At 40.0% G+C, this 13,401-nt stretch carries 10 protein-coding genes; 8 read left to right on the forward strand and 2 right to left on the reverse strand.

The features are described 5' to 3' along the window. Nucleotides 1-7: 7 nt before the first annotated feature. The gene (locus tag LEP1GSC190_RS02455) at nt 8-262 is read right to left on the reverse strand and encodes a hypothetical protein (RefSeq protein ID WP_002748247.1); all 255 of its coding nucleotides are present in this window, start codon (nt 260-262) and stop codon (nt 8-10) included. Between the two features lie 457 nt (nt 263-719). Between LEP1GSC190_RS02455 and hrcA the strand changes: the two genes are divergently transcribed. The 8 genes from hrcA (at nt 720) to LEP1GSC190_RS02500 (ending at nt 11,301) form a co-directional block, all read left to right on the forward strand. Next, nucleotides 720-1,748, forward strand: coding sequence for a heat-inducible transcriptional repressor HrcA (gene hrcA / locus LEP1GSC190_RS02460; protein ID WP_002748214.1), 1,029 nt, complete (start codon nt 720-722; stop codon nt 1,746-1,748). A 13-nt stretch (nt 1,749-1,761) separates the two neighbouring features. Then, nucleotides 1,762-2,418 carry a nucleotide exchange factor GrpE gene (grpE, locus tag LEP1GSC190_RS02465; RefSeq protein WP_002748244.1) on the forward strand — a complete coding sequence of 219 codons (657 nt, stop codon included), beginning with the start codon at nt 1,762-1,764 and terminating at the stop codon, nt 2,416-2,418. A 30-nt stretch (nt 2,419-2,448) separates the two neighbouring features. Then, a complete protein-coding gene (gene dnaK, locus LEP1GSC190_RS02470) occupies nt 2,449-4,371 on the forward strand; it encodes a molecular chaperone DnaK (RefSeq protein WP_002748227.1) in 1,923 nt (640 codons plus the stop codon). 272 nt (nt 4,372-4,643) lie between these two features. Then, nucleotides 4,644-5,762: a molecular chaperone DnaJ gene (gene dnaJ, locus LEP1GSC190_RS02475; RefSeq protein WP_002748238.1), complete on the forward strand. Its 1,119-nt coding sequence runs from the start codon at nt 4,644-4,646 to the stop codon at nt 5,760-5,762. Nucleotides 5,763-5,876: 114 nt separating this feature from the next. Further along, complete coding sequence (locus LEP1GSC190_RS02480; protein ID WP_002748246.1) at nt 5,877-6,845, forward strand: Gfo/Idh/MocA family protein; 969 nt, start codon at nt 5,877-5,879, stop codon at nt 6,843-6,845. Nucleotides 6,846-6,868: 23 nt separating this feature from the next. Beyond that, entirely contained in the window at nt 6,869-7,417 is a 549-nt protein-coding gene (locus LEP1GSC190_RS02485) for a YqgE/AlgH family protein (protein WP_002748207.1), read from the forward strand. A 66-nt stretch (nt 7,418-7,483) separates the two neighbouring features. Next, nucleotides 7,484-7,771: a hypothetical protein gene (locus tag LEP1GSC190_RS02490; protein WP_002748223.1), complete on the forward strand. Its 288-nt coding sequence runs from the start codon at nt 7,484-7,486 to the stop codon at nt 7,769-7,771. A 1,391-nt stretch (nt 7,772-9,162) separates the two neighbouring features. After that, nucleotides 9,163-11,301, forward strand: coding sequence for an adenylate/guanylate cyclase domain-containing protein (locus LEP1GSC190_RS02500; protein WP_002748252.1), 2,139 nt, complete (start codon nt 9,163-9,165; stop codon nt 11,299-11,301). 622 nt (nt 11,302-11,923) lie between these two features. Here the strand turns inward: LEP1GSC190_RS02500 and LEP1GSC190_RS02505 are convergent. Then, nucleotides 11,924-13,018, reverse strand: a complete 1,095-nt coding sequence (locus LEP1GSC190_RS02505; protein WP_002748658.1) for an IS110 family RNA-guided transposase — start codon at nt 13,016-13,018, stop codon at nt 11,924-11,926. Between the last annotated feature and the right edge of the window lie 383 nt (nt 13,019-13,401).

The raw sequence follows: 13,401 nt of genomic DNA on the forward strand, positions 1-13,401 counted from the left end.
ACCTTGTTTAAGATTGTTTTTTTGAATGTTGCTGAAATAAAAATAAAGCTCTATCTTTTTGATAAGAGTTTATTAAGTTTTTTTGTAAGAGTTCCTGCAAAAAAATATAGGAACCCCGAGGTCCCTGATCGAAAACGGTCCCTCTTTCGGCTCGGCTTTTCAGAAAACCTTGCAAACCGGGACAAGCGGCAGGTTCTGAGAAACCTCGGAGAACAAGAGCTATCATCAACCAATTCAATTGGCGTTCGGAAAGGAGATTCAAAATTATTCCCGTTTTCTTTAATGAGGAATGCTAAATCTTGAAAACATGGTAATTCCTAACGTGAGTTCGGTGTAATAAATCCGAAAGCGATTTATGCTGCGATCTATGAGCATCAGCTTACGAGCCATTCTAGTTATGAAATTTGCGAGCGATTCGCCTAAACTTTTTTATATTGAATTCAAGCTAAAAACTATCGCTTTAAAAACGTAGGAACTCCCACAAAATTGAATCCAGAAAAGGTCTACTTTAGTACAATTTATCCACTCAAACGTAAGAATAGAAACTAGTTATGTCACTTAAGTTCTTCTTTTCCGGCACTCTCCTCTTTCCAATGCTAAAAAAAGAAGGGTTTTGTACCCAAAACAAGATCAAACTACTTTCTTCCTTGACATTTTTCACAGGAATTTGGAAACTAATTGTATGAATTAGCACTCTGACATTTAGAGTGCCAGAAAAAATGGATCTCACGGAACGTCATAAAAGAATTCTAAAAGCCCTTGTAGATGAGTTTATCCAGGAGAATCGTCCTGTAGGTTCGAAAACCCTTTTTGATAAACACGATATTGGACTTTCTCCTGCTTCGATCCGAACCGTATTGAAAGATTTGGAGGATTATGGTTATCTTGCGTCCAAACATACTTCGGGCGGAAGAATTCCTACGGAAAGAGGGTATCGTTTTTATGTGGATTCACTCGTAATTCTATACGAGTTGACTCTCAAGGAAAAACAACGGATCCAGCAAGAATATCTGAAAATGCAGTTTAAACTCGATCAAATTTTGAAGGCCACTGCTTCGGTGCTTTCTTCCCTGTCTAACGCGGCGGGAATCGTGATCGGTCCGGCAAAAAATTTGGATACTCTAAAGCATCTCGAATTGATTCACGTCCGCGGAGACGAGATTTTGATGGTTCTCGTAATGAGATCCGGAACCGTTCTACACAGAAATATTTTTGTCGATCGGAATTATTCCCAGGAAGCCTTGTATCAGGTCTCTAAATATCTGAACGACAATTTGAAAGGTTATGATATATACGAAATTCAGAATGTAGTCATTCCGAATCTGATGGTTCGAAGGGATGGGCCCGAGGATTTTACAAGAATTGCGGATCTACTGTCCTCCGCTATGAACCCGGATAACTCCGAGGTTACTTTGTATATAGACGGATTTAAAAATCTCTACGCGAATTTCAGAGACGAAGAACAACAACTTTCTCAAGTCCTTTCTCTTTTAGACGATCAGGGGTTTTTGAAAGAATTTTTCTCCGATTACATTGATCAGGATGGAGTATATACGATCATCGGAAAAGACGGGAATCGAAGTATGTCTGGTGTTTCTATCATCACTTCTAACTATAAGATGGGAGAAAAGAAGATCGGAGCATTAGGAATCATAGGACCGCAGAGAATGGATTACAACAGAGCTTTGCCACTTGTCGACTTTACGTCGAAACTCGTCTCCGAAATGGTGACTCGCATTAGTAAATAAGGGAGAGTAATGTATGGCCGAAACATCGAATTCGGAAAATAAAACTTCGGAAGAAGCAAAGGCCAACGAGAAAAATTCTCGGTCAATAACATTAGAGGAAACTAAATTAGAGAATATGAATTCTGAAGAATCAACACAAGCGACTGAACCGAAACAGACTCAAGCTGCCGAGGCAGCAGATTCGGAACTTTCGCTACAAACTGAATTGGAAGCCGCAAAAAAAGAGGTTGAATCCTTAAAGGATTCTTGGGCAAGAGAAAGAGCCGAATTTCAAAACTTTAAACGTCGTTCCGCACAGGAATTCGTTTCGATTCGCAAGGAAGCGGTCAAGTCTCTTGTAAGTGGTTTTTTGAATCCGATTGATAACTTAGAAAGAGTCGGTGCGACTCAAGTTACTTCAGAGGAATTAAAACCTTTTGTAGAAGGTGTTGCGATGATTCTCAAGGAGTTTTACTCTGTATTAGAAAAATCGAATGTACTTCGTTTCGATCCGAAGGGGGAACCTTTCGATCCGATGTCGATGGAAGCTCTTTCTTCGGAAGAGGGGGAGCAATACTCGGAAGAAACCGTTATAGATGTGTATCAAGCTGGCTATTATTACAAAGAAAACGAAGACAAGTTTACGCTTCGGCCTGCAAGGGTTCGAATCGGCAAACCGAAGCATAATTAGAATCTCAGGGAAGTATAAAGGAGAAAAACAATGTCCAAGGAAAAGATTATAGGAATCGACTTAGGAACAACTAACTCGGTCGTTTCTGTTATGGAAGGTGGTGATCCGGTCGTTATTCAAAACTCAGAAGGAGCTAGAACAACTCCTTCCATCGTAGCATTTACCGCAAAAGGAGAGAATTTGGTCGGCCAGTTTGCAAAGAACCAGGCGATCACTAACGCAGTAAATACGATCCGGTCCGCAAAACGTTTTATCGGACGTAGAATCAGCGAATGCGAGTCCGAAATGAAACATGTCTCGTATAAGGTTATTCGTTCCGGAAACGAAGGAGTTAAGTTCGAAACTTCCGCGGGAGAATTTACTCCTCAGGAAATTTCAGCTCGCGTTCTCATGAAAATGAAACAGACTGCGGAAGACTATCTCGGTCAAAAAGTAACCAAGGCCGTGATTACCGTTCCTGCTTACTTCAATGACGAACAACGTCAAGCGACTAAGGATGCGGGAAGGATCGCTGGCCTTGAAGTTGAAAGGATCATCAACGAACCTACCGCGGCCGCTCTCGCTTACGGCTTTGATAAGAAAAATGTCAATTCTAAAATCGCGGTTTACGATCTCGGTGGTGGAACGTTCGACATTTCCATTTTGGAGCTTGCCGACGGAGTTTTCGAAGTGAAATCTACAAACGGAGACACTCACCTCGGAGGAGATGACTTCGACATGGCAATTATGGAATGGATGATCTCCGAATTTAAGAATCAAACTGGAATCGATATCTCCGCGGATAAGAATACCGTTCAAAGATTGAAAGAAGCCGCTGAAAAAGCAAAGATCGAGCTTTCTGGGACGATGTCTACCCAGATCAACCTTCCGTTTATCACTGCGGATGCATCCGGTCCGAAACACTTGGACATGACTCTTTCCAGAGCTAAGTTCGATCAATTGACTAAGTCTCTTGTGGATCGTACTCGAATTCCTTGTGAGAATGCCCTTCGTGACGCGGGTTTAAAGGCTTCCGATATCAACGAAGTGATCTTAGTGGGTGGTTCGATTCGGATTCCTGCGGTTCAAGAACTAGTCAAACAGATCTTCGGAAAAGAGCCAAATAAGTCTGTAAACCCGGATGAAGTCGTTGCGGTTGGAGCCGCGATTCAAGGCGGAGTATTAGCCGGAGAGGTTTCGGACGTTCTTCTTCTTGACGTGACTCCTCTTTCTCTCGGAATCGAAACCCTCGGTGGGGTTATGACCAAACTGATTGAAAGAAACACTACGATTCCTACGAAGAAATCCCAGGTGTTTTCTACTGCGGCGGACAACCAATCCGCGGTATCGATTCATGTTCTTCAAGGTGAGAGAGAGATGGCTTCAGCGAATAGAACTCTCGGTCGCTTTGATCTGATCGGAATTCCGCCCGCACCAAGAGGGGTTCCTCAAATCGAAGTTACTTTTGATATAGACGCTAACGGAATCGTACACGTGTCAGCGAAAGATCTTGGAACTGGTAAGGAACAAAAGATTAGAATCGAATCTTCCTCCGGATTATCCGAAGACGAAATTCAAAAGATGGTTAAGGATGCGGAAGCTCACGCCGCCGCGGACAAAGCCCAAAGAGAAGTGATTGAAGCGAAAAACGAGTTGGATACGCTTGCTTATTCTCTTGAAAAGACCGTGAACGAAGCGGGGGATAAAATCGGAGCAAGCGAAAAACAGCTTGCGATGGACGAAATCAAACGCGCACGCGAAGCGATTGAAAGTAACGATAAGGCGAGAATGGAATCCGCGAAAACTTCTATTTCTAAAATTGCCTCCGATATCGCTACTAAGATTTATTCACAAGGTGCACCCGGCGCGGAACAAGCCGCAGGTCCGGATCAAGGACAGAACGACCAGGGTAAGAATAACGGTGAAAAGGTCGTCGACGCGGATTACACCGTGGTGGACGATGAGAAAAAATGAGGACGCGGAGTAATTTTTAATAGCGACGCGACATATGGTCGAAGGCTTTCAAACAGAACTTGAGGAGCGATCCTTTAGTTTGGGAAGTTTCGATGTTTTGCAATTTAAATTTCTTGCATATAAGGAATTTAAGTTTTTAGAAAAGTCGAAAACGTTGTGTGTGAACCGTGTAGGAAGCTAAAAACTTTCCTACGCGGTGTTTTGGAATCATCGAAGTATTTAAAAGAGAGTTCGAACAGGCATCCAATTCGACGTTTACTTGGAATTAAACAATGAGTGAAAGAAGTTACTATGATATTCTTGGGATTTCCAAGAGTGCTAACGACGAGGAAATCAAATCCGCTTATCGTAAGTTGGCGATCAAATATCATCCCGATAAGAACAAGGGTAATAAGGAATCCGAAGAAAAATTTAAAGAAGCCACTGAAGCCTACGAGGTCTTACGGGATCCCAAAAAACGTCAGGCTTACGATCAGTTCGGAAAGGCCGGTGTCGGAGCCGGAGCGGGCGGATTCGGTCAAGGCGCGTACACTGATTTCTCTGATATTTTCGGAGATTTTGGGGATATCTTTGGTGATTTTTTCGGCGGCGGCAGAGGAGGAGGTTTCGGCGGTGGAAGAAGATCCGGCTCGCAAAGAGGCTCCGATCTACGCTATAATTTAGAAGTTTCCTTAGAGGACGCCGCGCTCGGCAGGGAATATAAAATCGAAATTCCCCGATTGGAATCTTGCGGAGACTGCAACGGTTCGGGGGCGGCGAAAGGAAGTTCACCAACTACTTGCCCGGATTGTGGCGGTTCTGGCCAGATAAGAAGAACGCAGGGATTTTTTTCCGTGGCAACGCCTTGTCCTACTTGTAGAGGAAAAGGAACGACGATTTCTAATCCTTGTAAAGCTTGTGGTGGCCAAGGTCTTCAAGAAAAACGCAGAACGATCAATATCAAAATTCCTCCGGGAGTCGAAACCGGTTCCAGACTCAAAGTGTCAGGAGAAGGTGAGGCCGGGCCAAACGGTGGATCTCACGGAGATTTATATGTGGTCACGCATATAAAGAGACATGAACTTTTCGAGCGCCAAGGAAACGATCTGATTCTCATTCGGAAAATTACTTTAGCTCAAGCGATTCTCGGAGCGGAAATCGAAGTGCCGACAATCGACGGTAAAAAGGCTAAGATGAAAATTCCGGAAGGAACGGAATCCGGTCAAGTGTTCCGGTTGAAAGGTCACGGAATGCCTTATCTCGGTGCTTATGGAAAAGGAGATCAGCACGTAGTCGTGAAGATCGAAATTCCGAAAAAGATCACGAGAAGACAAAGAGAATTGATAGAAGAGTTCGCAAGAGAATCCGGAGAAACCATTCCCGGATCCAAAGGAAAAATCTTTACAAAGTAAAAAGAATTCGGTCTTTTTCTGTTTTCGAAATGGAAGGATCGATTTCTACATATAAAATTTCCGTAAAAATTCTCGAATAGCGCGACCCAAGCTACACAATACAAAGGAAATACAATGATGGAAAGAGTAAAACTCGGCGTGATCGGAACCGGCCACATGGGCCAGTATCATGTAAACGTGGCAAAAACTCTAAATGATGCAATCCTCGTGGGAATCTATGATGCGGATATTGAAAGAGGAAAACAAATCGCGGAAAAGCACAAAACATCTGCATTTGCGACGATCGACGATTTGATCTCAAAAGTGGATGCGGTAGTTGTCGCTGTCCCTACTTTTTTACATCACGAAATTGCAAAGAAGGCTTTGCAAGCCAACAAACATGTATTAGTCGAAAAGCCGATTGCAGAAACAACCGAACAGGCTAAAGAACTCGTAAAAATTGCCGCAGATAAGAATTTAATTCTTCTTGTGGGTCATGTGGAGAGATTCAACGGTGCAGTATTAGAATTAGGTAAAATTGTAAAAGATCCTTTACTTATTGAGTCGAGGAGGCTTGCCCCTTTTAATCCGAGAATCAAAGACGTAGGTGTCGTTCTTGATATGATGATTCACGATATTGACATCGTGTTAAATCTAGTCAATTCCCCCGTTAGAAAGCTTTCCGCTTCGGGAACAAAGGTATTGTCCGCTCACGAGGATGTCGCAAACGTTGTACTTGAATTTGAAAACGGGTGTCTCGCAAGTATTACCGCGTCCAGAACGACTCAAGCGAAAATTAGAACCTTGAATATCACTCAGAAAGACGTGTACATTATGCTCGATTTTACGGATCAGGAAATCGAACTGCATAGACAAGCTACTTCCGATATTCTTCTTTTATCCGAAGAGATCAAGTATCGCCAAGAATCGATTGTGGAAAAGATTTTCGTTCATAAGGATAATCCACTCAAACAAGAGCACGAACATTTTATCCGTTGTATCAGAAAAGAAACAGATCCGATTGTAAATAGAAATTCCGACGTTTCCACTTTGGAAATCGCTTATCAAATTCTTTCTGAAATCCATGGAACTTCTAAAAGGTAATCCGGTCTAAAACTGGTTAAGGTATGGAAGAAACTTATAACGGAAAAATTCTAATCTCCAATTCTTCGATCGTTATGGACTATTTCAACCAAACGGTTATCTTGATGGTAGAGCATGACAATCAAGGTGCTTTCGGGTTGGTACTGAATAAAAAGCAGAAGGCGTCCATAGGAGACGTAATCCAAGGAATTCCGGATCATGTTAGTCGTACTCTTCCGATTTATTCTGGCGGTCCTGTGGATCCTACGTTTATATCAGTGTTACACGAGGACAATAAAATTGCTCAGCCTGGAATTGAAGTGATTCCTGGTTTGTATCTTGCGAGAAGTTACGATACTCTCCTGGAATTATTGAAATCCACTTCTAAGTTTCACGTATACCAAGGGTATTCTGGTTGGAGTGCTGGGCAGTTGGAAACTGAGATGGATCGTAAGTCTTGGGTAACTCATGAAGCCACAAAAGATTTTGTCTTAAATCAAGATCCTGAAACAACATGGCAGGAAGCTCTCAAAAGCAAGGGCGGGATTTATAAGTATTTTGTCGAACACACAAAAGATCCTATGTTGAACTGAAACCGTTTTTTTAATCTTTACAGAGAAATTTAGATTATTATGATCAAAAAACAGAGAGGTTAAGGTATGAAAAAGTTTCAAAGCTTGTTTTTTATTTTTACGATTCTAATTTCTTTATTCCTGATCGAAAATCTTTCTGCAGATGGTTGTTATATTTGCACTTCCGGATCCGCAGATCATTGTAGAGATTATTGCAGGTATATTGGTTCCGATACATTTGATAACAGAAAGAAATGTCAAGACAAAGGTTGTAAGGTGGGGGGCACTGCTTCTTGCCCGACCGCTTCCAACTATAAAGTTTGTTCCGCTAAGGCGAGTATTTCTACTTCGGAATTTTTCGCTTCCAACCATTAGTAAATTCTTATATGATTCAGGTGTCTTAATTGGGAACCTCTCAGGTATGCGTTTTATTTTTCTCCGGAAAGTCGTTTGCAAGATGAAATTTGTTTTTTAAGATAATGACTTTCAAGAATTGAACGGTAGTGAAGTACTTCTCCAAAATAGACAAGAATCGTATGGAATTTTTTTGAGTTTAAAGTCTGTTTCAAAGCCTCAGATATAGGAACCTCGACGAGAACTTAACAGTTATCAAATATGCTTGAAAGCTCGTAAACTATCAAAAGGACGTAATTTGTAGTAACTTCCATATTTTATTACGAACTTACTGAATCATTGTAACTGATTCTTTAAAGGTTTTGGGACAGGCTTTTAATCAATTATAATAAAAGCGGGAATTCCCGCAAATTATGTAATTTAGGTGAATTTATAAACTTTTGGTTACACTTTTTTCTTTGTTAAATTCTTATAGGAATTTCCACATCGGTTTTTTGAGAAAGGCTTTTACAAAAAGATCCTTTTTTAAGTGATTTCATACAAACTCGTCGGGATAAAAGTATCTGGAAGAAAGATAAGATTCTAATTTGCCATTTAAGGATTTTATGATGTTTTTTGGTTTCCTTTGATCGTTTGAAATTATAAATACTTTTTTCTTTTCTATCTGTCGGGATCCTTGAGCAATTTCACAAACTTTGCCTCTATAGATTTGATGTGGGATCATTTTGGAAATATCGGTTGCAGATATGGATTTATTCCATATATAGAATTATGATTATTTAATATGTTTCGTTTGCTTCCTCTCTTGGATCTATTTATCGTAAGTTCGGAGAGCAATTCTGTATTGTCCTTGAAATAATTTTTAAAAGTGTTCGAGCATAAATTATATTTACTCGTTAGCATCGCTTAGGGATTTTGTTGATGGACTTACTTTGAGGGCTTTTTGAGGAAGTATATTTAAACTACTTAATATCTTTTTGTATCTTTTGAATATGATACTTTTATCGAGTTGGGTAATCAATTATGGGCGTGTACGGATCTGGCGACAAATTTGGTTCGTTCAATTGAGAAAAAGGATAAGTTGTGAGGTTTTGGATCGAATTCAGTCGAAAGATATAACTTGTTTCATTGTTTTTAATGAATATTCAAACTTCTATTCGTTATGTCCATGTATAGGGAAAAGAATTTGAAAATGAAATTTCCAATTACCGACAGAGAATTTCAAATAAACTTTGTGTCGTCTTTAAGGGAGTTGCGCAGAACAATAAACTATGGTAGTATTTTGAGGATCGATCCATTACTGTCGGGTCGTTCCTTCGGGTAATTGAATGGAAATACACTTCAGATGTGTAGAAGTAGAATATTCAACTTGACCGACTTCAAAATTGAAAGAGAAAATTAAGAAAAGTTCCATGATACGATTTAGTTTTTTCCAAAGACAAGTTTTACTTTTTTTCGGACTCTTTTTTGTTTTAGATCAATGTGCGTTAGAATTGGAACGTCCTCAAGTCTCTGTCGTTTCGGGAGTTATCGATCTTTCTTCCTGGGATTTTAAAAAATACGGTCCAGTCGCGTTGCAAGGCGATTGGATTTTTCGTTGGAAAGAATTTATTGAAGATCCGGAAGTAAACTCGGAAAAAAATAGACTCATGCCCGTTCCCAAAGCTTGGACTCGAATCCAAGAGCCGCATGGAGAAAATTATCCCGGAACCGGAATTGCAACATACTTTTTGAAAGTAATTCTCCCTAAAAATTTAAGTTCAACAAATCTTGCGATTTTAGCGGAAACCTCCGAAACCGCATACGAGGTTTGGGTTGATGGGATTAAAATCGGAGCTCAAGGTGTTCCCGGAAAAACCTTGGACACATCTACGCCCGAATGGAACGTAAAAATTTTACCTTTTCAAGTTCAAAAAAAGGAATTTCAAATTCGAATTCCCCTCTCCAATTTTTATCACGCCAGAGGCGGATTGACCGCGCGTTTGGTACTTGGAAATGAGGATCAGATCATTCGACTCAGAGAAAAAAGGATGACTGTAGACGTTTTTCTTCTTGGGTTTTTAATAGCAATGGCGTTGTATCATTTCACTCTTTATTTTTTAAGAAAGAAAGATGTGGCTCTTTTGTATTTCGGGATTCTTTGTTTTGTGTTTTGTTTCAGAGAAATCAGTACCGAACAAAATCTCATTCAAGTGATTTTTCCTGGTGTTTCGTATCTTGTTCATATGAGAATCGTTTACCTCAGTTTCTATCTGATTCCTCCGGTTACATCGGCGTTTTTGAGAGCTTTATTTCCGGAGGAGTTAAAAAAAGAGATTCATTATATTGTCGTTTTTATCGCTACGGTTTTTTCCCTGATCGTTGTTTCTCAGGATCCTGTTCTATTTACGGGGACCATCGAATACTATTACGTGTTTACGTTTTTATGTTTTGCGGTCGGATTTTACGTGTTGGCACTTGCATTGATTCGGAAAAAAACTGGTGCGGTCGCGATCCTGATTGGAATTTTCGCAGTCTTTCTTGCATACAGTCAGGATATTTTTTATAATAAAAGAATTATACCTACATTTATTCTCGCTCCGTTCGGATTGGTCGCTCTTATCTTTTCTGAAGCTTACCTTCTGGCTAAAAGGTATTCTCTGGCTTTCAATGCTATGGAGGACGTGTCTGAAAGTTTAAAAAAGGTGAATTCTTCTTACAGACTTTTCGTTCCGAAGGAGTTGTTAAGAATATTAAATAAGCATGATATTCTAGACATTAAGCTCGGGGATATTGCGGAAGAAGAAATGAGTCTTCTCTATAACGAAGTTCGAACTTTTTCCGATTCTTCTGAAAAGATGACGGGAAAGGAAAATTTCAAATTTATTAATTCTTTTTTAGGTAAAGTCGGTCCGGTGATCCGTGAAAGAGATGGATTTATCGATAAATATTTCGGAGAAGCCTTTTTAGCGTTATTCCCTCCAGAACCCGAAAGGGCTTTGGAAAGTGCGGTCGAAATTCAACGAATTTTGAGGGAATTTAATCGAGAAAGGATTGCCAACGGAAAAGATCCGATTCGTTCCGGAAGTGGGATCCATACCGGACCAATTTTACTGGGAACCATCGGGGAAGCGGAAAGAATGGAAAGCACCGTCATTTCATCTTCAGTGAACGTTGCTTCAAAAATAGGGCAACTTTCAAGAATGTACGAATCTTCCCTGTTGATTACTGATTCTACTCTATTTCGCTTAACAAATGCGTCTGAGTATTTCTATCGGGTTGTGGACCGGATTCAGATTCGAGATCAAAGAAGTGTTTATACGGTTTTGGAAGTGTTTAATGGACTTCCAGAAAATTTAATTGATTCTTACATGAATACAAGGGAGGAATTCGAGCGCGGGATCCTTTTGTTTAGAGAGAAACATTTCGAAGAAGCATGTGTCATTTTTAATCGAATCCTGGAAAAAAACCGGGCTGATCAAGCGGCAAGAGTGTATTTGGAAAAGTCCGTGCACAATTGTAGGTTTGGGGTTCCTGAAAACTGGCAGGGGGTCACTCTATTAGGAGATTGAATAAAGTAAGGTTTGTCTTTCAATAGTTTACGGTGTACTATTACGTTTATGTAAATAAGTTATCAGATTATAGTCCGTCTCCAATCGCTTTCGAAGCTATTTGCTTTGGATTTCAATAAAGAGCCTGTCTTAAAATCTTAAAAGAAATCAGTTAGAGTGATTTAGAACCTGTCCCAAAACCTTAAAGAAATCAGTTACAATCATTCAATAAGTTTGTAATAAAATATGGAAGTTCCCACAAATTACGTCACTTTGGTAGTTTATGAGCTTTCGGGCATATTTTATAATTGTTAAGTTCTCTTCGAGGTTCCTATATTTTGAGGTTTTGAGACGGGCTCTGATATGGCGCCCCCATCCGGAGCCGTAAATATTTTTTCGCATTTTTTTTTAATCACCCAATAATTTAACTCGTTAGAGAAAAGCATTCGCGACGATTGATCAGACTGATATTCGCGGGTTGGATACCGCAGGATAATCTATACATCGGGAGCTGTTCTTAGTCTTAAAACGAAGGTCAAATTTGAAATTCAAATTTGCTTCAACACTGAGCCAACAAGTATTCCTCCTTTATCGTACATCTTCTCTAACGAATTCAATTATTGGATGAAACATTACTCTAACTCTATGCAACCAGATTCATCGCCGCCCAAAGAAATCCGGATAACTCTCTTGAAACTGCCGTTATCATTACCTGAGGAGTTTTTCCTCTTTGCTGTAGATTACGAAACTTTTTGTGTAATCTGAGAGATGCTTTTTCCGCCAAAGCAACAACTAACGCAGGTTGTCCCGATCTACGTGCGGTTACAATCTTACTTCCTGTTCCAGGGAAACGATGTTGCCAAGCTGCTTCTGTCAATATTCTTCGAAGTCTGGGACTTCCAGTTTTTGTTATCCCTGTTTGTTTTCTTTTGGAACCGCTGGAATATTCTCCCGGAACAAGTCCAAGAAAACTCATGAACGAACCGGCTGTTTTGAATCGTTTGAAGTCACAAACCTCACAAAGTAAAAACATTGCGGTTAGATAATCCACTCCTCGGAAACATCTTAATATTCCTACTTTCTCTCGATACGGTTCACTTTCCGCTATCTCTTGTATTCTCTTATCCATCGCTTTTAAATTCTCTTCTTGAACTCTTACCCGACTATAATAGTCGTTAAACGTCTCTTGAAGGATCTCATTGTTAAACTGTAGATTGTTCAACCATTTGTTATGACTCACCGTCCAATACTTTGTTTTTGAGTAGGTTATACCCTTTCTTAATAAGAATTTCATTAACCTTTGACGATTCCTTCCTAAATCCAAACGAAGGCTGTCACGGGATCTCAAATAATCTCTTACCGCTTCGTCCTCTTCACTCGGTACATGAATCGATTCTAATTCTCCACTTCGTAATAATTTTGCTAATTTGATTGCATCTCTTTTATCCGTTTTGATCTTATCCGAACTTTGTCTTGGTATCTTTCCTGGCGCTACAAGGATACAATTCACTCCCAAAGACTTGAGATATCTGTAAAGTGGATAACCGGTTACTCCCGCCTCGTAACAACTATGTATCTCGTTCCATTCTGATTTTAGTTTATTGACGAACTTTTTGATCTGAACCTCATTATGTTTTATCTGCTGTTCTTTTACTATTTCCTTTGTATTGCTCGTTAAACACGCAATTCTAATCGTTTCTTTGTGGACATCCATTCCTACATATACTTTTCTTTTCATTACGTTCCTTCTGTTGGTTTTCTTGTTTTGTGGTAAATGCTTGCATCTTACCCACGCTTTTCAAGCCCAGAAGGGGCGCCATTTTGTCTAAGTTGAAAGGAGTTTTAAACCGAACAAGAAGAATCGGATCTGGGTTTCATATATTACTTTTTTAAGATCCTCCTTCGGCTAGATTTATTTTTGTGTAATATTAACGTGAGTTCGATATAACGCGATTGTAGTGGAAATTCCGAAGGAATTGAAGCGAAAAGCGCGGTCGCGAGCTATTTTATCTATGAAATTCGCGAGCGATTCGCCCAAACTTTCTTACGCCGAACTCACGTTAATATTATATCTTTATTCTTGGAAAACAGTAGGTTGGTCGACTTCAAATTCTAATGATT

The sequence above is a fragment of the Leptospira mayottensis 200901116 genome (genome assembly GCF_000306675.2).
Classification (GTDB): Bacteria; Spirochaetota; Leptospiria; order Leptospirales; family Leptospiraceae; genus Leptospira; species Leptospira mayottensis.

Coding starts and splice junctions, on each gene's coding strand:
- LEP1GSC190_RS02490 (WP_002748223.1), top strand. CDS start 7,484: ATGAAAAAGTTTCAAAGCTTGTTTTTTATTTTTACGATTCTAATTTCT.
- hrcA (WP_002748214.1), top strand. CDS start 720: ATGGATCTCACGGAACGTCATAAAAGAATTCTAAAAGCCCTTGTAGAT.
- grpE (WP_002748244.1), top strand. CDS start 1,762: ATGGCCGAAACATCGAATTCGGAAAATAAAACTTCGGAAGAAGCAAAG.
- dnaJ (WP_002748238.1), top strand. CDS start 4,644: ATGAGTGAAAGAAGTTACTATGATATTCTTGGGATTTCCAAGAGTGCT.
- LEP1GSC190_RS02485 (WP_002748207.1), top strand. CDS start 6,869: ATGGAAGAAACTTATAACGGAAAAATTCTAATCTCCAATTCTTCGATC.
- dnaK (WP_002748227.1), top strand. CDS start 2,449: ATGTCCAAGGAAAAGATTATAGGAATCGACTTAGGAACAACTAACTCG.
- LEP1GSC190_RS02500 (WP_002748252.1), top strand. CDS start 9,163: ATGATACGATTTAGTTTTTTCCAAAGACAAGTTTTACTTTTTTTCGGA.
- LEP1GSC190_RS02480 (WP_002748246.1), top strand. CDS start 5,877: ATGATGGAAAGAGTAAAACTCGGCGTGATCGGAACCGGCCACATGGGC.
- LEP1GSC190_RS02505 (WP_002748658.1), bottom strand. CDS start 13,018: ATGAAAAGAAAAGTATATGTAGGAATGGATGTCCACAAAGAAACGATT.